General features: G+C 65.0%; 22 protein-coding genes. 5 read left to right on the forward strand and 17 right to left on the reverse strand.

Going from position 1 to position 21,210, the window contains the following annotated elements:
• Window positions 1-37: 37 nt before the first annotated feature.
• The 6 genes from B6V73_RS02615 to B6V73_RS02640 all read right to left on the reverse strand — a co-directional run bounded on the left by B6V73_RS02615 (window position 38) and on the right by B6V73_RS02640 (window position 4,064).
• On the reverse strand, window positions 38-328 hold the full coding sequence (locus B6V73_RS02615) for a hypothetical protein (protein WP_088718455.1): 291 nt from the start codon (window positions 326-328) through the stop codon (window positions 38-40).
• A gap of 83 nt (window positions 329-411) precedes the next feature.
• The gene (locus B6V73_RS02620) at window positions 412-1,575 is read right to left on the reverse strand and encodes a YihY/virulence factor BrkB family protein (RefSeq protein ID WP_077701246.1); all 1,164 of its coding nucleotides are present in this window, start codon (window positions 1,573-1,575) and stop codon (window positions 412-414) included.
• 207 nt (window positions 1,576-1,782) lie between these two features.
• Complete coding sequence (rplI, locus tag B6V73_RS02625; protein WP_088724432.1) at window positions 1,783-2,403, reverse strand: 50S ribosomal protein L9; 621 nt, start codon at window positions 2,401-2,403, stop codon at window positions 1,783-1,785.
• 12 nt (window positions 2,404-2,415) lie between these two features.
• Complete coding sequence (gene rpsR / locus B6V73_RS02630; RefSeq protein ID WP_038073027.1) at window positions 2,416-2,640, reverse strand: 30S ribosomal protein S18; 225 nt, start codon at window positions 2,638-2,640, stop codon at window positions 2,416-2,418.
• Between the two features lie 22 nt (window positions 2,641-2,662).
• On the reverse strand, window positions 2,663-3,016 hold the full coding sequence (gene rpsF / locus B6V73_RS02635; protein ID WP_075775050.1) for a 30S ribosomal protein S6: 354 nt from the start codon (window positions 3,014-3,016) through the stop codon (window positions 2,663-2,665).
• A 181-nt stretch (window positions 3,017-3,197) separates the two neighbouring features.
• Window positions 3,198-4,064, reverse strand: a complete 867-nt coding sequence (locus B6V73_RS02640) for a DUF1223 domain-containing protein (protein ID WP_240496881.1) — start codon at window positions 4,062-4,064, stop codon at window positions 3,198-3,200.
• 282 nt (window positions 4,065-4,346) lie between these two features.
• Here B6V73_RS02640 and acnA point away from each other — a divergent pair, with 282 nt between their 5' ends.
• Both acnA and B6V73_RS02650 read left to right on the forward strand, forming a co-directional pair.
• On the forward strand, window positions 4,347-7,097 hold the full coding sequence (acnA, locus tag B6V73_RS02645) for an aconitate hydratase AcnA (RefSeq protein ID WP_075775052.1): 2,751 nt from the start codon (window positions 4,347-4,349) through the stop codon (window positions 7,095-7,097).
• Window positions 7,098-7,392: 295 nt separating this feature from the next.
• Window positions 7,393-8,004, forward strand: coding sequence for a thioredoxin family protein (locus B6V73_RS02650; protein WP_088724433.1), 612 nt, complete (start codon window positions 7,393-7,395; stop codon window positions 8,002-8,004).
• Between the two features lie 63 nt (window positions 8,005-8,067).
• Here the strand turns inward: B6V73_RS02650 and B6V73_RS02655 are convergent, their stop codons facing one another.
• Window positions 8,068-8,274 carry a cold-shock protein gene (locus B6V73_RS02655; RefSeq protein ID WP_075775053.1) on the reverse strand — a complete coding sequence of 69 codons (207 nt, stop codon included), beginning with the start codon at window positions 8,272-8,274 and terminating at the stop codon, window positions 8,068-8,070.
• A 327-nt stretch (window positions 8,275-8,601) separates the two neighbouring features.
• Between B6V73_RS02655 and B6V73_RS02660 the strand changes: the two genes are divergently transcribed.
• Both B6V73_RS02660 and B6V73_RS02665 read left to right on the forward strand, forming a co-directional pair.
• Entirely contained in the window at window positions 8,602-9,420 is an 819-nt protein-coding gene (locus B6V73_RS02660; RefSeq protein WP_075775054.1) for an alpha/beta hydrolase, read from the forward strand.
• A 117-nt stretch (window positions 9,421-9,537) separates the two neighbouring features.
• Window positions 9,538-10,122 (forward strand): hypothetical protein, encoded by a 585-nt coding sequence (locus B6V73_RS02665; RefSeq protein WP_088718451.1) that lies wholly within the window; start codon window positions 9,538-9,540, stop codon window positions 10,120-10,122.
• A gap of 9 nt (window positions 10,123-10,131) precedes the next feature.
• Here the strand turns inward: B6V73_RS02665 and B6V73_RS02670 are convergent, their stop codons facing one another.
• The 4 genes from B6V73_RS02670 to B6V73_RS02690 all read right to left on the reverse strand — a co-directional run bounded on the left by B6V73_RS02670 (window position 10,132) and on the right by B6V73_RS02690 (window position 12,943).
• On the reverse strand, window positions 10,132-10,923 hold the full coding sequence (locus tag B6V73_RS02670; protein ID WP_141104860.1) for a hypothetical protein: 792 nt from the start codon (window positions 10,921-10,923) through the stop codon (window positions 10,132-10,134).
• A gap of 69 nt (window positions 10,924-10,992) precedes the next feature.
• Window positions 10,993-11,745 (reverse strand): protein tyrosine phosphatase family protein, encoded by a 753-nt coding sequence (locus B6V73_RS20390; RefSeq protein ID WP_077701248.1) that lies wholly within the window; start codon window positions 11,743-11,745, stop codon window positions 10,993-10,995.
• Between the two features lie 41 nt (window positions 11,746-11,786).
• Complete coding sequence (locus tag B6V73_RS02685) at window positions 11,787-12,431, reverse strand: DUF6691 family protein (protein WP_088718449.1); 645 nt, start codon at window positions 12,429-12,431, stop codon at window positions 11,787-11,789.
• Entirely contained in the window at window positions 12,428-12,943 is a 516-nt protein-coding gene (locus B6V73_RS02690; RefSeq protein ID WP_088718448.1) for a YeeE/YedE thiosulfate transporter family protein, read from the reverse strand. Before B6V73_RS02690 ends, B6V73_RS02685 begins: the two co-directional genes overlap by 4 nt.
• A gap of 154 nt (window positions 12,944-13,097) precedes the next feature.
• On the opposite strand from B6V73_RS02690, the gene B6V73_RS02695 reads away from it, so the two are divergent.
• On the forward strand, window positions 13,098-13,976 hold the full coding sequence (locus B6V73_RS02695) for a serine hydrolase domain-containing protein (protein WP_240504085.1): 879 nt from the start codon (window positions 13,098-13,100) through the stop codon (window positions 13,974-13,976).
• A gap of 248 nt (window positions 13,977-14,224) precedes the next feature.
• On the opposite strand, the gene B6V73_RS02700 is transcribed toward B6V73_RS02695, so the two are convergent.
• The 6 genes from B6V73_RS02700 to B6V73_RS02725 all read right to left on the reverse strand — a co-directional run bounded on the left by B6V73_RS02700 (window position 14,225) and on the right by B6V73_RS02725 (window position 21,101).
• Entirely contained in the window at window positions 14,225-15,835 is a 1,611-nt protein-coding gene (locus B6V73_RS02700; RefSeq protein WP_088718446.1) for an FMN-binding glutamate synthase family protein, read from the reverse strand.
• Between the two features lie 81 nt (window positions 15,836-15,916).
• Window positions 15,917-16,708, reverse strand: coding sequence for a cobalamin-binding protein (locus B6V73_RS02705; protein ID WP_206185552.1), 792 nt, complete (start codon window positions 16,706-16,708; stop codon window positions 15,917-15,919).
• On the reverse strand, window positions 16,708-17,454 hold the full coding sequence (locus B6V73_RS02710; protein ID WP_088724437.1) for an ABC transporter ATP-binding protein: 747 nt from the start codon (window positions 17,452-17,454) through the stop codon (window positions 16,708-16,710). Before B6V73_RS02710 ends, B6V73_RS02705 begins: the two co-directional genes overlap by 1 nt.
• Window positions 17,454-18,437 (reverse strand): iron ABC transporter permease, encoded by a 984-nt coding sequence (locus B6V73_RS02715; RefSeq protein ID WP_088724438.1) that lies wholly within the window; start codon window positions 18,435-18,437, stop codon window positions 17,454-17,456. Before B6V73_RS02715 ends, B6V73_RS02710 begins: the two co-directional genes overlap by 1 nt.
• Window positions 18,434-19,300 carry an ABC transporter substrate-binding protein gene (locus B6V73_RS02720; protein WP_168174851.1) on the reverse strand — a complete coding sequence of 289 codons (867 nt, stop codon included), beginning with the start codon at window positions 19,298-19,300 and terminating at the stop codon, window positions 18,434-18,436. Before B6V73_RS02720 ends, B6V73_RS02715 begins: the two co-directional genes overlap by 4 nt.
• Window positions 19,287-21,101, reverse strand: coding sequence for a TonB-dependent receptor (locus B6V73_RS02725; protein WP_088724440.1), 1,815 nt, complete (start codon window positions 21,099-21,101; stop codon window positions 19,287-19,289). The genes B6V73_RS02720 and B6V73_RS02725 overlap by 14 nt, the downstream gene beginning before the upstream one ends.
• Window positions 21,102-21,210 lie beyond the last annotated feature (109 nt).

Below are 21,210 nucleotides of genomic sequence, written 5' to 3' on the forward strand. Positions count from 1 at the left end.
CCGGGCGTGGACCGGCGCGGAGCGCGGTCGCGCCGCATCACTCTGCGCCCGGCACCTTCAGGAATTTGGCGCTCGGAATGAGCGAGGGCAGCCCGGTCGCGGTCGCCACGTCGCGCAGGGTCTGCGCGGCCCGGTCGACCTGCAGGGACGCCGTGCGTTCCGCCGCCGGGTTGCCGGGTTCGATCCGGTCATGGATCGCGCTGCGCAGCACCTCGCCCACCGAGGCAAGCCGGTCGCGCGCGCCCTCGGGATCGTGCAGGTACAAAAGCCCGCCGGTCACGAGGATCGTGTGGGTCAGCGCGAAGTGCAGGATCGAAAACAGCCGCATCTCGGGGCCTCTTCAGGTTGCTTGCCCTCCGAGGATTCCCTGCAAAAGCGGCGAATTTTGGGCCTGCTTCAGGCCAGCCGCGCTCAGCGTTTGCGCGAGGGCGCGGGCGCCACGGCATCGGCCACTGCCGCGTTGCGCGCGCCCAAGGGAAGCGGCGCGCCAATGGTGCTGTCCTTCGCCGTCTGATGCTCTGCCTCGGAGTTGATCTCCGCGCCCACCAACACCGCCGTCGTCGAAAGCCAGATCCACATCATCAGCACCACCACCGCGCCGATCGAGCCATAGGTGCTCGAGTAATTCGCGAAGTTCGAGGTGTAGAAGGAGAACGCCGCCGAGACGATCAGCAGGAGCAGCGAGGCAACGATCGCCCCCGGGACGACCCAGATCCAGCGCGGCGCGTTGCGCGCGGGTGCGTAGCGATAGAGAAGCATCAGCATCCCCATCAGCACCAGTGCCATCACCGGCCAGCGTCCCCAGCGCAGCACCGCGTCAAAGGCGCCGCCCAGCGGGATGAAATCCAGCGCGACCGGCAGCACCGCCGCCACGAGGATCAGCGCACAGACCATCACGACCCCGGTAATCGTCATGCCCAGCCCGAAGAGATTGAGCTGCACGAAGCTCCGCCGCTCCCTCTCGCCATAGGCCACGTTGAGCGCCCCGATGATCGCCTTCACACCGCCATTGGCCGACCAGAGCGCCAGCAGGATGCCGAAGATCGAGGCGAGACCGAGCGCGTTGGAACTCGACCCGATCAACTGCTCGAGTTGGGTGCGGATCAGGCTCAGCGCCTCGGGCGGGACGACGTTCTTCAGCGCGTCGAGATCCTGCAGCATGGTCTGGCGGTCCGCGAAAATGCCGTAGATCGAGACGGTTGCGGTCAAGGCCGGGAACAGCGCGAGCAGCGCGTAGAAGGTCACGCCCGCCGCCACGGCCAGCACGCGATCCTCGTCGATCTGGCCATAGGCGCGCGCGGCGATGGCCTTCCAGCCTGCGCGGGGGATTGCGAAGGGGCTTTCTGCCTGACGTCCTAGCGCGCGATCGGCGGGCCGGTCGTAGCGGTCGGTGCGGGTGGCGGGAATATGCCGCGCGCTGCGGCCTTCGGTCGGGCCGTGGATCGCGGCCTGCCGATCCTCCTGATAACGCCGCCACATGAGGTAGGCGCCGAAGCCCAGAAGCCCCGCCTGAACGAGCCTGTCGCGTGTGCTGGATGTCGCGTCGCGTGGGCTTCGCCCCGGTCGTTTCGTCATGCGCGTCCCCTGTTTTCAAAGCTCTGGAGGCTATTTAGGGGCCAACGCCGGATTGCGGTACGCGGTTCCGGGATCTGCGCCGCGCGTCTCGGCCCGAATATGTCTTTAGACATAATTCGCTGAACCATCCGCACAGGCAAGCATGAAAAAACCGCGCCCCGGAAGGCGCGGTTCTCTGTCTTTCGACTGAAGGGTCTGAGCGACCGATCAGGCGTTGTTGTCGTCTTCGGCCGACTCCGGGGTGGCAACGGGGCCGCCCTCGTCGTCGGAGGTCGCGCCGCCGATATCGTCGAACAGTTCGGCGATCTCGAATTCGGCCGCAGCCTCTTCCTCGGCCGCCACGTCCTGGATCGACTTGCCCGACGCCTGCAGTTCGGCCTCTTCGGGCGAACGTGCGACGTTGAGCTTGATCTCGGCGACGACTTCGGGGTGCAGGTGCACTTCGACGTCATGCAGGCCGAGAACCTTGATCGGCTGGCGGATGATAACCTGCTTGCGGTCGACCGAGAAGCCCTGCTCGGAGGCGATGTTCGCCGCGTCACGGGTGGTGACCGAACCGTAGAGGTTGCCGCCGTCCGAGGCCGAACGGATCACGACGAAGGTCTCGCCGTCGAGCTTCGACGCCAGAGCTTCGGCTTCTTTCTTGGTTTCGAGGTTGCGTGCCTCGAGTTGGGCCTTGCGCTCTTCGAAAGCTTTGATGTTGCCTTCGTTGGCGCGCAGCGCCTTGCCCTGCGGCAGCAGGTAGTTGCGGCCGAAGCCGTCCTTGACGGTGACGACGTCACCCATCTGGCCGAGCTTGGCCACGCGTTCGAGAAGGATCACTTCCATCGGTCGGTCTCCTTATTTCACGGCGTAGGGGAGCAGGGCGAGGAAACGGGCGCGCTTGATTGCGCGGGCCAGTTCACGCTGCTTCTTCGCCGAGACGGCGGTGATGCGGGCGGGGACGATCTTGCCGCGCTCAGAGATGTAGCGCTGCAGAAGACGGGTGTCCTTGTAGTCGATCTTCGGCGCGTTCTCACCCGAGAACGGGCAGACCTTGCGACGGCGGAAAAACGGTTTTGCCATGGTGTCTACTCCTGTCTACCGATCAACGGCGCTCGCGACGGTTGTCGCGCTCGTCGCGTTTCTGCATCTGGACCGAGGGGCCCTCTTCGTGCTCGTCGACCTTGATGGTCATGACGCGCATCACGTCGTCGTGCAGACGGGCCAGACGCTCCATTTCCTGCACGGCGGCCGACGGGGCGTCGGTGCGCAGGTAGGCGTAGTGACCCTTGCGGTTCTTGTTGATCTTGTAGGCCATGGTCTTCACGCCCCAGTACTCGGAATCGACGACTTTGCCGCCGTTGTCCGACAGGACCGTGGAGAAATGTTCGACAAGGCCTTCGGCCTGCGCGTTGGACAGATCCTGACGCGCGATGAGGACATGCTCGTAAAGCGGCATGCGAACTCCTGTATTTCGAGGCGGCTTCAACGTTGGGCGATGATACTTCCGCATCCCAACACGAGAGGCTCCGCCGGTTCATAGCAAACGCGGAAGATGCGGCCTTATACGGGATGGGCGCAGGGATGCAAGGAAAAATCCGGGGGCCTGCGGGGCGCATTTGCGCCCTGCCCTGCCCGGCTCAGTCCAGCTCACCCGCGGCGAGGATGGGACCGGGCAGCGGGCCATGTTCGCTCGCCAGGGATTCCTGAACGATCACCACGGCGGGCGCGTCCCCGTCGACATCGACCGAGAGTGTAACCGGCTTGCGCCCGTCCCATTCGGCGATTCCGGTCAGGCTGGTGACGATGTTCTTGTAGGTCACCGTGCGCCCGGCATTCTCGCCGCGCAGGATGTCGACCGTGGCGGAGGGCTTGTAGCGCACGAGCTGCACCATAGCGGGCGTCTCCAGCGCGTCGACCGGGGTCAGCTCGATCTCGTAATGATCGCCCTCACCGGTGATCTTCAGATCGACCTCGGGATGGACATCGGTCTCGCGCAGGATCGCATTGTTGAGCGCCGCTTTCTGCGGTCCGACCAGCGTCTCGCGGCCGGCGATGATCATCTGCGGCGTGTAGACCGTGCGCTCACCGGCGGCGATCGCATAGGATTTCTGGCGCGCGGAGAATTCCGGCTTTCCGAAGGGATCCTTCCAGCCGAGGTAGTCCCAGTAGTCGACATGCAACGCCAGCGCGATCACGTCGTCGCGGTCGGCAAGCTCCTTGAGAAGCGCGTCCGCCGGCGGGCAGGACGAACAACCCTGCGAGGTATAAAGCTCGACCACGACGGGGTTTTTCTCCTCGTCGTCATTCGGGTCGGGATTCGCGGGCGCAGCCTTGGCGGAGGGCTCGGATTTGGCAGGCGCCATCTGATCGAGCAGCGCCCCGGACGCATCGAGACGCATCCCAGGCGGCGCATCTGCCGCCCCTTGCGCACAAGCGATTACCGCGGAGCTGACCAGCCCCACGGCACATGCAGCTCCGATCGCGGTCAAACGTCCTGCGCGCACTCGAAAAATTCTCCTCAATTCGCCGTCTTTATACTTAGCGTTTCTGCTCTGGCCATGCCTAATCAATGTTTTGAGAGTTTTCTTTCTGTCCGAACGCGCAAAACGATATAAATCAAACGTATCCGGCTCGGGATTGGATCAAAGTGACGCGAGGTCGCCTGAGAGGCCGCTTTTGTGTGCAACGGTATACAAAAAATGGTCCGACCCTCTTGAACGGATCGCGCGCTTGGGGCAAACACACGCCAGCGACACCCTTAGGACCCTTGAAGGGAGGCCATTCTCATGCCCATCGTTACCGGTAAGGATACCGCGAAGACCCGCCGCGAACTCAGCGTCGGCTCGAAGACCTATGCTTATTACTCGATCCCCGCCGCCACCGAGGCTGGCCTGGGTGATTTCTCGAAGCTGCCCGCCTCGCTGAAGGTGGTTCTGGAGAACCTTCTGCGGTTCGAAGATAACGGCTTCACGATCTCGACCGACGACATCAAGGCCTTCGGCGAATGGGCCGAGAAGGGCGGCAAAAACCCGCGCGAGATCGCCTACCGCCCCGCCCGCGTACTGATGCAGGACTTCACCGGCGTTCCCGCCGTGGTCGACCTCGCCGCGATGCGTGATGGCATCAAGGGTCTGGGTGGCGACGCGCAGAAGATCAACCCGCTCGTGCCCGTCGACCTCGTGATCGACCACTCGGTCATGATCGACGAGTTCGGCAACCCGCGCGCGTTCCAGATGAACGTCGATCGCGAATACGAGCGCAACATCGAGCGCTACAAGTTCCTCAAGTGGGGCCAGACCGCGTTCGAGAACTTCCGCGTGGTTCCGCCGGGCACCGGCATCTGCCACCAGGTGAACCTCGAATACCTCGCCCAGACCGTCTGGACCGACAAGGATCAGGACGGCACCGAAGTCGCCTATCCCGACACGCTCGTGGGCACCGACAGCCACACCACCATGGTCAACGGCGCGGCCGTTCTCGGCTGGGGCGTGGGCGGTATCGAAGCTGAAGCCGGCATGCTCGGCCAGCCGATCTCGATGCTGATCCCGGAAGTCGTGGGCTTCAAGCTGACCGGCGCGATGGTCGAAGGCACCACCGGCACCGACCTCGTGCTGAAAGTCGTCGAGATGCTTCGCGCCCATGGCGTGGTCGGCAAGTTCGTCGAATTCTACGGCGACGGCCTCGACCACCTGCCGCTGGCGCAGCGCGCGACCATCGCCAACATGGCCCCCGAATACGGCGCGACCTGCGGCTTCTTCCCGGTCGATGACGAAACCCTGCGCTATCTCGAGCAGACGGGCCGCGACAAGGACCGCATCGCGCTGGTCGAAGCCTATGCCAAGGAAAACGGCATGTGGCGCGACGCGGATTACGCGCCGATCTACTCCTCGACGCTCGAGCTGGACATGAACACCATCGTTCCGGCGATCTCGGGCCCGAAGCGTCCGCAGGACTATGTCGCGCTGACCAAGGCGGCCGACGCCTTCGAGAACGTCGTGGCCGACTATCGCGGCATCGACATCTCGGAAGACGCCAAGGACATGGCCGACGAAGGCCCGGCCGCGACCAAGTCGGTCTCGATCGGCAAGACCGCCAAGGTCGAAGGCGAGGATTACGAGCTGCGCGACGGCTCGGTGGTGATCGCCTCGATCACGTCCTGCACCAACACCTCGAACCCCTACGTGCTGATCGGCGCGGGCCTCGTGGCGCGGAAGGCGCGTGAACTGGGCCTCAACCGCAAGCCCTGGGTGAAGACCTCGCTGGCACCTGGCTCGCAGGTCGTGTCGGAATACCTCGAAGCCGCTGGCCTTCAGGAAGACCTCGACGCGGTTGGCTTCAACCTCGTGGGTTACGGCTGCACCACCTGTATCGGTAACTCGGGTCCGCTCCAGCCGGAAATCTCGAAGGCGATCAACGACAACGACCTGATCGCGACCTCGGTGCTCTCGGGCAACCGGAACTTCGAAGGCCGGATTTCGCCCGACGTGCGCGCCAACTACCTCGCCTCCCCGCCCCTCGTGGTGGCCTACGCGCTGGCTGGCGACATGAACATCGACCTGTCGAGCGAGCCGATCGCCCAGACGCCGGATGGCAAGGACGTCTACCTGAAAGACATCTGGCCGACCGACAAGGAGATCGCCGATCTCGTCGAGAAGGTCGTCACCCGCGAGAAGTTCCAGTCGAAATACGCCGACGTCTTCAAGGGCGACGAGAAGTGGCAGGCTGTGGAAGTCGAAGGCGGCGAAACCTATGACTGGCCCGCCAGCTCGACCTACATCCAGAACCCGCCCTACTTCAAAGGCATGTCGCCGGAAGCAGGCACGATCTCGAACATCAAGGGCGCGGGCATCCTCGCCGTGCTGGGCGATTTCGTGACCACTGACCACATCTCGCCGGCGGGTTCGTTCAAGCCCGACACCCCGGCCGGGAAATACCTGGTCGAGCGTCAGGTCGCGCCGAAGGACTTCAACAGCTACGGTTCGCGCCGTGGCAACCACGAAGTCATGATGCGCGGCACCTTCGCCAACATCCGCATCAAGAACGAGATGCTGGACGGCGTCGAGGGCGGCTTCACCAAGGGCCCCGACGGCGAGCAGACCACGATCTTCGACGCGGCGATGGCCTATGAGAAAGCCGGCAAGCCGCTGGTGATCTTCGGTGGCGAGCAATATGGCGCAGGCTCCTCGCGCGACTGGGCGGCGAAGGGCACCAACCTGCTCGGCGTCAAGGCCGTGATCGCGGAGAGCTTCGAGCGTATCCACCGCTCTAACCTCGTCGGCTTCGGCGTGATCCCCTTCGAGTTCACCGAAGGCCAGACCCGCAAAGATCTGAACCTGACCGGCGAAGAAGAGGTCTCGATCGAAGGTCTGGAAGGCGAAATCAAGCCGCAGTCGATCGTGCCTTGCACCATCACCTACAAGGACGGCACCACCAAGGAGATCAAGCTCAAGAGCCGGATCGATACCGCGGTGGAGATCGAATACCTCAAGAACGGCGGCGTGCTGCACTACGTGCTGCGCAACCTCGCCAAAGCCTGAGGCTGACGGTCACGAGATTGGAGAAGGCCCCGCGAGCGCGGGGCCTTTTTCGTTTGGGAGGAGCGATGCGACTTTCGCCCGGGCGGCCAGCCCGGGCCGCGCCCGACCTCCCCCCGGGAGGGCGCGACTGCACTGCACCACTGAGACTAGGCCGTCGGGGCGATGGAGAAATAAAGTTCCCTCGCCCACATCTCACGGGCGCCCACCCGAGGTCGGGCGCGGCCCTCACCGCGCGATTCCCGCCATTCGCCCGGTCTGTGCTATACTCGGCCTCTCACGAAGGGAGGACGACGCGATGAACAGACGCGAGATGTTGGCCCTGACAGTCGGAGCGATGACGGCGGGAGGCGCGTTGGGAGGCGCGCGGCCCGCGAGGGCGGAGGCGGTGATGGGCGATGGCGGGCTCTACCGGCAGCCCTTCTTCCACGAAGGGTTCCTCGATCTGGGAGAGGATCTTCAGGAGGCTGCGGATCAGGGCAAGGGGCTGATGGTGCTCTTCGAGCAGCGCGGCTGCCCCTATTGCCGCGAGATGCATCTGGTGAATTTCGCCAAGCCAGAGATTACCGGGCTGATCGAGAAGAGCTATCTGGTGGTGCAGCTCGATCTCTGGGGCGCGCGCGAGGTCACCGATTTCGACGGCGAGGCCTTGGAGGAGCGCGCGCTGGCGCAGAAATGGGCGGTGAACTTCACGCCGACGCAGGTGCTGATCCCCGCCGCGAACGCAGGCGCGCAATCCGTGCGCGAGGCCGAAGCCTTCAGAATGCCGGGCTATTTCAAGCCCTTCCATCATCTGGCGGGACTCGAATACGTGGCCAGCGGCGCCTATGCCGACCAGCCGTTCCAGCGCTTCTTGCAGGACAAGTTCTCTGAACTCAGCGCTAAGGGCATCGACCCGGATGTTTGGTAAGAGCCAAATGAAAACGGCCCGCGCGATTGCACGGGCCGTCTCAAACCGTCACACGGGCTCAGCTTACGCGAGCGCGAGGTTACCTGCCGACTGGCGGCCGTCACGGCCGGTTTCCAGATCGTAGGTCACTTTCTGACCGTCATCGAGACGCTGGATGCCAGCGCGCTCAACGGCGGAGATGTGAAGGAAGATGTCCTTGCCGCCATCGTTCGGTGCGATGAAGCCATAACCCTTGGTGCTATTGAACCATTTCACGGTGCCTTCGGCCATCGTGAGTCTCCTATTAAATTATGCTGCCTGCGAAATGCGTCAGCTCGGCGTAGTCAGTTCTTGAAAGCAAACTGAAGCCGTAAGGAGACAGTGCATCTGGGAATCAAACGTAGCGAGAGAAGACATAAGGCGAACGGGCGAAAATTGCAATCGTCAAAGCGGGCGCGCCTCCTTGCGCACCCAATATCTTCGACGGCGACGCGCGGCTTCCCGCCGACGCCCGTCCGGGCGAGAAATCGAAGAGATTTTGGACCTTTGCCAAGGCGCCCGCGTTACTCCCTAGCGAACACAGAGATCTTCAGCCGATGAAGACCCAGGAGGACCCCCATGACAGCAGCTCCGCTTGGCCCCGGCCAACTCAACGCAATCGACCATGGCGGCTCGGGTCGGCCCGTGGTCCTGATCCACGGCTGGCCGCTCTCGGGCAAGGCGTGGGAACGGCAGGTCCCGGCCCTGCTCGACGCCGGCCACCGCGTCATCACCTATGACCGCCGAGGCTTCGGTCTGGCGGAAAAACCCACTGAGGGCTTCGATTACGACACGCTCGCCGCCGATCTCGATGCCCTCATCACGGCGATGGATCTGCATGACGTGACACTGGTGGGCTTCTCGATGGGCGGCGGCGAAGTCGCGCGCTACATCCGCAATCACGGCGAAGGCAGGCTGCGCGCCGCTGTGTTCGCCTCCGCCGTGACCCCCTATCTGATGCAGAGTGACGACAACCCCGACGGCCCGCTGACCAAGGAGGCCGCCGAGGAGATGGAGCAGGGCCTGCGTGATGGGCGCGAGACCTTCTTCCCGCAATTCGTCGAGACTTTCTACAGCGCCGGCGGAGAGCTCAAGGCCTCGGACGAGGATTGCGAAAAGGCGGTAACGCTGTGCAACCAGTCCGACCAGAGCGCGGCGCTCGGCTGCATGGAAGCGTTCGGCACGACCGATTTCCGCGCCGACCTAGAGGCCGTGCGGGTGCCGGTTCTGGTGATTCACGGCGACAGCGACGAGATCGTTCCGCTCGAAGGCTCGGCCGCGCGGACCTACAAGGCGATCCCCGACAGCCAGTTCTTCACGATCAAGGGCGCGCCGCATGGCTGCAACGTCACCCATTCGGAAGAGTTCAACATCGCGCTGATGGAGTTCCTGAAGTAACGCCCCCCGGGCTTCGCCCTTCTTTTCGTCCGGCCCGCGATCCCTTGCGGGCCGGGTTTCTATTGTCTAAAATGTTCATGTTTTGTTTTCACCACCCCTCTCTGTCGCTGCGACCCGATGACCACGCCCCACCCTTTCCCCCTGCGCGAAGGCCGCACCCATGAGGTTTGCGGCATGGGCACCACGAGCTTCGCCTGCGCGGTCTGCGCCAGCACCACGGGGCCGATCCTCTGGGTGAACGAACGCCATCGCCGCGAAGGGCTCAATCCGCGCGGTCTGGTGAGCTTCTTCGACCCGGCGCGGCTTCTGCTGGCGCGCGGCAAGGACCAGACCGACACGCTCGCGGTGATGGAAGAGGCGCTACGCGACGGCTCGGTGCCGCTTGTGATCGGGGAATTGCCGCGCGAGATCGGGCTGACGGCGGGGCGGCGGCTGCAACTGGCCGCCAAGGAGGGCCGCGCGACGGGGCTGTGCCTGATCCTGCCCGATGGCGGCTCGAACGCGGCGGAGACGCGCTGGCACGCGATGCCGATCTACGACAAGCTGCTGCGCGAGGGCGTGGACTCGCCGCGTCTGCGCTGGCGGCAGCTGAAGAACAAATCCGGCCCCTGCCGCGCCTGGGAGGTGGAGTGGAACGCGAAGACCCGCACGCCCGAGATCCTGTCGGTCAATGACTGCGCACCGTCGAGCGTACCGGTGTAGCGCTGCGCTTCAGAGGTCGAGCTTGTCCTCGATCGCGCCGATCTGGGCGACCGGATCAACGGGCCATTGGCTGATATTCTGCAAGCCGCGATCTTCCAGCACCGCGCTTCCCGGATGATCTGCCAGCCACGCCTCGATCTGTGCATCGCGGGCGCGCAGAAGAGCTGCGAATTGCGGACGATAGAGCGTGACCATCGCGCTCAGCCAAAGGTTCACCGCCCAGTTCGGATGCGCCAGTTCGATCGCGAAATGATCGAGCAGCCGGATCATGTCCTCGGCGCGGTAGAGGCATTCATCCGTGACCCAGCGATTGGTGGTGAAAATGCGGATCGCCCGGCCCTTCGCATCCACGCTGATCGCGCCGATATGGACGAAGCGCGCGGACCTGTCCTCGGGGATTTTCGCACCGGGCAGATCCCACGGCTCCAACCCCGGAATGATCCCTTCGGGGCGCATGAACAGGTGGAAATGCCCGTTCTCTCCCTCGGCCATCTCGCGCGCGTCATGGGCATGGTAGAAATAGTGGCAATGCGTCTCGGTATCGAAGACATCGCCCTGCGGGTAGCGCGACCAGACAAGGAAATCCCCCTGCCCGCGCAGCACTTCCGAGACGACGCTCATTCCCGATTTCGCCAGCACCGTCTCGCATTCGAGCACGGTCTCGGCCGCGTCATGCATCTCTTCCAGTCGGGCACGAGGCAGCCCCTCGATCCCCGGATCGGCGATGCGCAGCGTGGGCGCTGGCGTCGCCGGGTTGGCACTGTCTGGTGACATCTCGGAGGATGTTTCGGGTCGAGTCATCGGTCTCTCCTCATGCGAACGGGGCCAGCCTAGGCGCTGACCCCGTCCTTGTCATCGCGGCATCTGTGCTCAGAGCGGCTCCATGCCGAGCATCTCACGCACAGCCGGTTCACGCGAGGTCTTCAGACCAATCTGGCGGCCTTCCTGCACGGCGATCTCGTTCGGAACGCCTTTCGAGGCACGGTAGAGCGCCCACATCGCGCCCACGCGGTTCGCGCTCTCGCAATGCAGCAGGATCGGGTAGTTCGCCGGGTCTTCGACGATCTTCGCGAATTCGGCGACCTGTTCCTCGGTCGGCGCCTTGGTCGGCACGGAGATCTGGATATAGTTCATCCCGGCCTTCTGCACGAGATCGCCCTCGTTCGGCGCGCCCTCGTCAGGCTTGAGCAGACTCACGACGGTCTTGAAGCCGAGCATCTTAAGCATCGGGATGCCCGTCGGGTCGATGAAGCCACCGGTGCCGACATAGGGCGTCGCGCGCAGGTAGTTGTCGACGATCGGGGGCATCTTGTCGCCATAGGGCGCCTGCGTGGCCTTGACGGTAGTGTCATAGGGCCCGCTGGCCATCGGTGCCGCGTCGTTGCCCGCATCCGCAGCCTTTGCCGCCGAGGGGGCGCAGGGGTTCGCCGCGGCGGGCGCGCAGGGGTTGGCCGCCGCCGGAGCGCAAGGGTTGGCCGGAGCGCAGGGGTTCGCGACCGCCGGCGCACAGGGGTTGGTCGCCTGCGCGCTGGAGGTGGCGGGAACCGCGGCGCTCATCGCGACCGCCGTCACCGGCACCATCGCGGCGCGCAACAGGCTCTTGCGTTTCTTGTGCAGTTTCATGGACTTTGTCCTCCCTAGGCTATCGTCCGTGTTAATACTGGTTACCCACGCGCGTTTGCTGATGTCAGGGCGAACTCGTCGGCCTCGTCATCCGGGGCGCAGACCTCTTCGGCGGTGAACGGACCGCCACGCGACCGCTCGAGGATCGTGCCGAGGCGGAAGCCCACAGCGGCGATGATGATCAGCGCCAGCAGGATCACCCATTCCGGCAGCCCGAAGAGCTGCGGCAGGGTCTGCGCCGTCGGCCCCTGACCTGCGAGGTAGAAATCCTTGATCGGGTCGAACACCCAGGCGAAGACCGAGGTGCCGAGCACCATGCCGATCGCGAAGACCACCGCATCGATCCGGCCCGAGGCCACACCGACCACGGAGGTGCCCGGGCAATAGCCGCCCACAGCAAATCCCGCGCCGATGAAGACGCCGCCCAGCAGGATCGCCCAGAAGAAGAGCGTCGGGATGAAGACCGCGGCCGGGCCCATCCAGCCCATCGTCCGCAGCACGTAGAGCCCCACGGCGCAGACGATCACCGCGGTGAACATCACCTTGAAGACCGAGAAGTCGCGCAGCGTGAACTGCCCCGTCAGCTTGCGCGGAGAGCCGAAGCCCGCCGCTTCCAGCGCATAGCCGAACAGGATGCCCGACAGGAGGCCCGAGGCTATGCCGCTATCGTAAAGAGGGATGCTCATTGCCAGATCCTCCGCATCATCATGGAGACGGCGAAGCCCGCCGCGAAGAAGCCGATCAGGAAGACGAAGCCCGCCACGGCGAGCGTCGCGCTGCCCGACAGACCCAGACCCGAGGTGCAGCCGCGCGCCAGACGCGCGCCGAAGCCCACCAGCGCGCCGCCCAGCAGCGCATAGACGAGGCGATTGCCGGAACTGGTGCGCGGCCCGCGCTCCACCTTGACCGAGATCCGGCCCGCGCCTTTGGCGCCGAGCCACGCCCCGATCAGGACGCCCACCACTTCCCAGGTGATCCAGCTCAGAAGCGGGCTGCCTGCAGCCATGAAAGGACCGAAATAGGAATTGCTGGCGGTCGCCTGCGGGGCGATCCAGTCATTGGCCTGCGCCGCGAAGCGGGTCACGAAGCCGGATGCGCCGAGCCCGTGCCCGGTCACGATGAAGGTCAACAGCAACGCGAGGCCGAGCGCAGTGCCGGCGGCGAGCGGTGACCAGAATGGTTTTGGAGCGTCTCTCATGAAAACCTCCGATCCTCCCATAATCATATTCAAAGATGATGATACAACACACCCGAACCGTTTCAACATTTTTAACCGCTGCAATGCGGCAAATGACATATTGTCGGAAAGCACCCTACCCGCCCGCCAGAGAAAACCACCGAAAGCCAAAGCCTTGCCCCAATCCCCCGCCTCCTTCACCGCGACGATTGATCGCGACGGTCGCTGCGAATTGGCGCGGTCGGGGGCGCGGCTTTTTCCCTATTGGAGCTTTACCAAACCGGTGATTGCGGCTCTGGCGCTGATGCTCGAGGCCGAGGGGGGACTCGACCTGCGCGCGCCGCTCGACCTGCCGGAGTTGCCCGGTGGCATCACCCTCGCCCGTCTGCTCGACCACAGCGCGGGCCTGCCCGATTACGGCACCCTGCCCGACTATCACGCCGATGTCGCCGCCGGACGCGCACCGTGGCCGCGCGATCTGCTGGTGGCACGGGTTTTGGCGCAGCACTCGCGCGACGAGTGGCGCTATTCCAACCTCGGTTACCTGCTCGCCCGCGAGGCGATCGAACGGGCAGCGTGCCGGGGCCTCGCGGAGCTGGTACGAGACCGGATCGCTGGACCGTTGGGGCTTGAAAGCGTGCGGCTCGCGGAGGCGCCTGCCGATTTCGCAGAACTTCACTGGCCCGAGGCGCGCGACTACCATCCCGGCTGGGTCTATCACCGCACGCTGATCGGCACGGCGGGCGATGCGGCGCGGCTGTTGCGCGGGCTGAGCGATCTGCTCTCGCAAGACGCATTCGCCCGCATGACCGCCTGTCGCGAGCTCGGCGGCGCGCTGCCGGAGCGACCTTGGACGCGGCATGGCTACGGGCTGGGGCTGATGTGCGGCGACTGGGGCGAGACGCGCGTTTTCGGCCATTCCGGCGCGGGGCTGTTCAGCGCCAACGCCGTCTATCACTGCCCCGAGACAGGCCGCACCGTCGCCGCCTTCACGCATGGCCCCTTCGAGGGGCCGGCGGAGATCGCAGTGGCAAAGCTCGTGGCGGGGCGGTGAGGGCTGCGCCCGACGCTGGGGGGGCGCATGCGCTCCCTAGCTGGATTTCCGTTTATCGCTCCACCTCTCCCAACCTGCGTTCGCGCGGCTCCGGTGCAGATGCGCCCTCCCGGAGGGAGGGTTGGGCGTGGCCCGGGCGAAGGCACGGTTTCAGACGCGTTCCGAAGCCTCCGGCGCATACCTCGTCGCCAAAAAGAAAGGCGGCAACCTCCGTCGCCGCCTCTCCCAAGATACCGAGAAATCTGACCTCACACGCCGCTGTCGAAGGGCTCGAACGCCTCGGCGCGGGCACGCTTCCAGCGCTTGAGATAGCCGAAGCGGTCGTCATCCTCGCGCAGAAGGAACCCTTCGGGCATGTAGTGATAGATCTCGTCGCCCACTTTGAAATCCCGCTCGCGGTCGCGCACCAGCAGGTGATGCGGCAGGAACTGGCCCGGATGGGTGAGGCCGGCAGCCCCCGTCATTTCGGCCAGCGCCTTCATCGTGTTGCGGTGGAAATTGGCCACGCGTGTCGCCTTGTCCGGCACCACCAGCGCGCGCTGACGGATCGGATCCTGCGTGGTGACGCCGGTCGGGCAGCGGTTGGTGTGGCACGACTGCGCCTGAATGCAGCCGATCGAGAACATGAAACCGCGCGCCGAATTCGCCCAATCCGCCCCGATCGCGAGCACCTTGGCGATGTGGAACGCGGTGACGACCTTGCCCGAGGCCCCGATCTTCACCTGATCGCGCAGCCCAGCACCGCGCAGCGTGTTGTGCACGAAGCTGAGCCCTTCCACGAGCGGGAAGCCCATGTGGTTCGCGAATTCCAAAGGCGCGGCACCGGTGCCGCCTTCCTTGCCGTCGACGACGATGAAATCGGGCGTGATACCGGTCTCGAGCATCGCCTTGACGATGCACATGAACTCGCGGCGATGCCCGACGCAGAGCTTGAAACCCACTGGCTTGCCGCCCGACAGTTCGCGCAGTTCGCCAATGAATTCCATCATCTCGATCGGCGTCGAGAAGGCCGAATGCGAGGCGGGCGAGATGCAGTCGCGATCCATCGGGATGTCGCGTGCCTCGGCGATCTCGGGGGTGATCTTTGCGGCCGGGAGCATGCCGCCGTGGCCCGGCTTCGCACCCTGGCTCAGCTTCAGCTCGATCATCTTGACCTGCGGGTCCTGCGCGCGCTTGGCGAATTTCTCGGGGTTGAAGCTGCCATCGTGATTGCGGCAGCCGAAATAGCCCGAGCCCACCTCGAAGATCAGATCGCCGCCCTCGCGGTGATAGCGCGAGATACCGCCCTCACCGGTGTCATGCGCGAAGCCGCCCATCTTCGCGCCTCTGTTGAGCGCCATGATCGCGTTCGCCGAGAGCGCTCCGAAGGACATCGCCGAAATATTGTAGATCGACGCCTTGTAGGGCTGTTTGCAGGTCTCGCCGCCGATCTCGACGCGGAAATCGCTATCCTCGATGTGGCGCGGCTTCACCGAATGGGTGATCCACTGATAGCCAGATTCCGACACACGCATCCGCGTGCCGAAGGGCTTGGCGTCCTCGATATCCTTGGCCCGCTGGTAGACGATCGTGCGGGTGGCACGCGAGAACGGCACCTCCTCGTCGTCGCCTTCGATCAGGTATTGCCGGATCTCGGGGCGGATTTCCTCGAAGAAGAAGCGCAGATGGCCGAGGATCGGATAGTTCCGGGTGATGGCGTGGCGGCCCTGGATCAGGTCGTAGATGCCGACCAGCGTCAGGAAACCGAAAAGGATCGCGGCGACCAGAAACCAATCTGTCAGGATCAAGCCGGAAAGCGCGAAGAGCGTCAGCAGGGCTGACAGGACGAGCGGAGAAAACCGTATGAAACGCGTGAACATGCCCCCTCCCGCGGGGTTTTTTGTCTTGTGTTCGCTTTGCCCGCCCACTCTAGCGTGCGCGGGTTCTATGTCGAAGAACAATTACGCCCGCAACCCCGGATCGGACCAGATAGCCGCCTCGAGCGCATCGAGCCCGTCGGTCAGCGCGGCGGGGCCCGGCTGCAGAATGAGGGTCGATTTGACCTCGTGCAGCCGGTTTCGCGCAACAGCCGGAACGTCCTGCCAGCCTGGCCTTGCGGAAACTTTCTCGGGGCGGAATTTCTTGCCGCACCAGGAGCCCACGATGACCTCGGGCGCGGCTGCGATCACTTGTTCGGGAGCGACAATGCGATCCTTGGCTTTGCCCTCTTTCGCCAGCTCGGCGAAGACATCGCGCCCACCCGCGATCTCGATCAGCTCCGACACCCAGCCGACGGCAGAGATCAGCGGCTCGTTCCATTCCTCAAACCAGACGCGCGGACGGCTCGGGCGCGGCTTCGCGGCGATCTCCGCCAGACGCGTCTCGTAGCCTGCGGCCAACAGTTCCGCCCGCTCGGTGCAGCCCACCAGCGCGCCCACCGTGCAGATCATGTCGAGGATGCCGGCGACCGAGCGCTGGTTGAACGCGTGCACGGCCACGCCCTCGCGCACCAGCCCCGCGACGATGTCGGCCTGAAGGTCGGAGAACGTCAGGACGAGGTCCGGCTCCAGCGCAAGGATCTTCGGCAAATCGGCGGAGATGAAAGCGGAGACGCGCGGTTTTTCCTGCCGTACCCGTTTGGGCCGCACCGCGTAGCCCGAGACGCCGACGATGCGCGCGTCCTCGCCCAGAAGGTAGAGCGTCTCGACCGTTTCCTCGGTCAGACAGACGATGCGTTCAGGAGGAAATGCCATCAGATCCCCAATGTGGAAAGTGGTTGAAAAACAGGGCCTTCCGACGTGATTTTAAAGTGCGCGCGGATGTGAAAGACCTGCGCCAGAAGCGTCTCGGTCAGGACCTCGCCGGGCGGTCCATCCGCCACAAGCCGCCCGCGATCCATCACCCAAAGCCGGGTGCAATGGCGCGCGGCCAGCCCCAGATCATGCAGTGAGGTGACGACCGCGCCGCCCGCCTGCGCGTGGGCGGTGAAGACCTGCATCGTCGCGATCTGCGCCGCCGGATCGAGCCCGGCGATGGGCTCGTCTGCGAGGATCAGCGGGCTTTCCTGCGCGAGCGCCCGGGCGATCAGCACCCGCGCCTGCTCGCCGCCCGAGAGCTGCGTGGCGGCGCGGTCTCGGTAAGTGTCGAGCCCCATCCGGCGCAGCGCTTCTTCCACCGCCGCCGCCCCGCGCGTCGCCTGATCGCGGCCATGCGGCAACCGCCCCAGCGCGACGAGATCGGCAACCGACAGCCCCCAGGCGATTTCGCGCGCCTGCGGCAGCCACGCCGCCGCCCGCGCCCGCGCCATCGGATCGAGCGCCGACAGCGAGCTGTCCCCGCGATGCGACAAGAGCCCCATCGCACCGCGCAGCAGCGAGGTCTTGCCCGCGCCGTTGGGCCCGATCAGCCCGATCAGCTCGCCCGGCGCGACCTGCGCCGAGACGTGATCGACGACCGGGCATTCGCCCCGCAGAACGGTCAGGTTTTCCAGCTCCAGCATCAGCCCTCGTGCCCCATCTTGCGGATCATCGACAGGAAGAACGGCGCGCCGACCAGCGCGGTCAGCACCCCCAGTTTCAGGTCGCGCTCGGGCGCTATCACCCGCGTCGCGATATCGGCCAGCGTCAGCATCGCCGCCCCGCCAAGCGCCGAAGCCGGAAGCAGCCGTGAGGGCCGCGCGCCCACGGATTTGCGCAGCAGATGCGGCACGACGAGGCCGACGAAGCCGATCGCACCCGCGACCGCCGTGGCCGCACCGACCATGAGCGCGGTCCCGAAGACGACCTGAAGCCTCAGTTTTTTCAAAGAGATACCAAGCGAAGCTGCAGCATCCTCCCCAAGGCTCAGCGCATCCAGCCCGGCCCCTGCGCGCAGCAGGATCAAAGCGCCCACGATCAGGAACGGCAGCGCCAGGGCGACATGGGTCATCGACCGATCGGCAAGCGAGCCCATCATCCAGAACACGATCTCGGCCGCGGCATAGGGCGACGGAGCGAGGTTCAGCACCAGCGCGGTCGCCGCCGCCGCCAGCGCGGAGACGGCGATGCCTGCAAGGATCAGCACCAGCGCCCGGCCTTCGCGCCCGGCAAGGATCAAGATCAGCGCGACGGCCACGCCCGCGCCCGCCAGCGCGGCGAGCGGCAGGGCCAGGGCGAAGAGCGCGTAGAGCCCGGTCTGGATCGCGATGACCGCGCCAAGCGCCGCCCCTGCAGAGGTGCCGATCAGCCCAGGCTCGGCCAGCGGATTGCGCAGGAAGCCCTGCATCGCGGCGCCCGATAGCCCCAGCGCGGCGCCAACGCCGATACCGAGGATCGCGCGCGGCAGGCGCAGCTCGCGCATTACCAGCCCTGCCGCGCCATCGCCGGAAATGAGCGCGGATATCCCGTCGAGCGGCGAAATCCCCGACGGTCCGATCAGCAGCGACGCTGCGAAAAGCACCGCGCAGAAGGCTGAGAGGAGAATGAGGATCGCGCGATAACTCATTGCCTTGACTTCTCTTTCTCGATCTTGCGCCCAAGCGTCGCCAGTTGCCCTACCGCATTCAGCATCGCCGGTGCGCCGCAGGTCCAGCTCGCATCGCGCAGGCCCCGCACGACCGGAAGATCGCGCAGCACCGGGTGCGCCAGCACCTCCTGCGCGCGGCTCGTGCCGGTGCCGCCTTGCGAGCCCCCCACGACCACCAGATCGGGGCGATCCATCACCAGATCTTCCAACGGCAACCGTCCGCCCCAGTCGAGCCCCGGCCCGCTGACGACGTTCTGAAACCCTGCCATTTCAAGGATTTGCCCTTCAAGGGTCCGCGGCCCGTAGCCATAGCCCGAAGGCCCGATGATTGCAGCTTTCAGCCCCGGCGCGGGTGTCTGGATCGCCGCCAGCCGCGCATCGAAATCCGCGAGCATCTTCGCCGCGCGCCCGGGATGGCCAAGAAGCTTCCCCATCGTCTCGATCCGGCCGCGGATCTCGGGTAGCGAGGTGCCGGGCGGCAGTTGCTCGACCCGGATTCCGAGCGTGCGCAACATGCGGATCGTGTCGGGGTTCGACCAGGTATCGGCCAGCACGAGGTCGGGATGGAGAATCGAGATTTCCTCGGCGCGCCCGAAGTTTACGGGAAGGTCTTCAGCCTGTTTCCAGTGCACCGACATCGACGGGTCGGTCGCGAAATGGCTGACCGAGACGATCTGCGACGGATCGGCCAGCGCCAGCGCCAGCTGATCGGTGCAGAGGTTCATGGAGACGACCCGCCGCGGCACATCTCCCGCAGGCTCTTCCGCCCATGCGGAGGAGGTCGCCGCCAAGGCGGCGAAAAGGGCGGCGAAAACCGCCCCTTTCAGATCAGAACCGCGCACGCAGCCCCACATAGGCGGCGCGACCCGAGGTTCCGTAGCCGGGCCAGAGCTGGTAATCGGTGTCGGTCAGGTTCTCGATGCGCAGATAGGCCTCCTTCTCGTTGCCCAGATCGTAGGTCATCTGCGCGTTCAGCAGGCCGTAGTCGGGCTGGCTCTGACGACCGGTGACCACACGCATATCGGCGGCGAGCGTGATCTTGTCGGTCACCTGCGCGTCGATGCCCGCGGTCAACGTATGACGCCCGAAGGCCGAGTTCCACGTCGATCCCGACGACAGCCCGTCGGGGTTCTTCCAGTCGAGATAGGTGTAGCCGAGGCTGTAGTTGATCTTGCTGGTGATCGGCCCTTTCAGCCCCAGCTCCAGCCCCTGCCGCTTCGCGGTGCCCGAGGTCTGGTAGTAGGTGCCGTCGTAGTCGATCAGGTCGTCCACCTCGATATGGAACAGCGTCGCGGTCAGCTTATGCGCACCGAAGTCACGCTCGACGCCGAGATCGTAGCTCAGCGATTTCTCGGGCTTGAGGTCGGGATTGCCCACGTAGCCGTCATAGAGTTCATAACCCGACGGCGCGCGGAAGCCATTGCCGATCGACGCCCGGTAGAGCGTCGCGGCGTCGGCCTGCCACGTCACGCCCAGACGACCCGTGGTGTTGCCGCCGAAATCCGAGTGATCGTCGTGGCGCGCGGAGGCGGTCACGTTCACCCCGTCCATCGGCGAGAAAGCATATTCACCGAAGATACCCGTATCCGCCGTGAGGACGTGGCCCGAGACATAGGTGCCTGCATAGGTTTCCAGCGTGCGATCCGCCCCGAAGGTCAGCCGCCCCGGCCCGAGATCGGTCGAGGCTTTCCAGTCGAGTTTGCGGCGCTTGCCCTCGTAGCCATAGTCATAGACCGGATACCAGCGCGAGGTCGTGTAATACGTCAGACCGAGCTCGTGATCGAGCGGGCCGGTCGCGAATTTCGCGAAGAGCCGCCCGCCACGTTCCTTATGGATGGTATAATCGTTACTGTCCGTGGGCAGCGGGCCGAAGCCGTTATCGAACTCGCCCCGATCGTTCTGCGCGAACCCGTTGAAGCCGATCAGCAGATTGTCGGAGATGCGCTTCTGCGCGCGCAGGCTGACACGGTCGGCGCGGTAGCCGTCCTTCTCGGTATTGCCGTTCTTCTTGTCGGCGGCCGAGAAGCCTGCAGTGTAAATTTTCGACAGCTGAATCGCGAGCTCGTCATCGCCCTTCTTCCAGCCGAAATTATAGGCCGCATTCGCGGTGTGGTAGGAGCCGAGCTCGAGCTTGACGCTTTGGCTCACGCCATCCTCGGTCGGGCGCGGCGTGTCGAGGTTGATCACACCTGCAACCGCCTGCCCGCCATAGACCGCCGATTGCGAGCCGCGCATGATCTCGACCCGGTCGTAGTTGAACGTGTTGAACCGGCCCAGGTCGGGCAGCACCTGCGTCGCCGACGGATCGGAGACGTCGATCCCGTCCACCATGACCTTCACGTAATTCTGCGACACGCCGCGAATGGTGAAGCCGGTCTGCGCGCCCATCGGCCCGCGCGACAGGATGCCGACGCCCGGCGACTGCGCGATCAGGTTGGCGAGACGGGTCTGGCCCGAACGCTCCAGCTCCTTGCGCGACAGCACGGTGACCGCCTGCGCGGTCTTGTCCGACGATTGCGGCTCGAGCGCGCCGTGATAGATCACGATCTCATCGAGTTGGTAAGGTTGCGCATCTTGCGCGAGCGCGGGGCCTGCCAGCGCTGTGGTGAGCATCAGGCCCACGGTCAAACGGGTGCGGATCATATCCAATTCCCTCGTGCCGCGACTCTGCGGTCGCGTGAACTTCGCATTGCAAGTCTTTGGAAATTTGGAATTTCCGCCGACGGTGAAAAATGTCACCACTGACGGAAGA

This window comes from Thioclava sp. JM3 (genome assembly GCF_002213185.1).
Classification (GTDB): domain Bacteria; phylum Pseudomonadota; class Alphaproteobacteria; order Rhodobacterales; family Rhodobacteraceae; genus Thioclava; species Thioclava nitratireducens.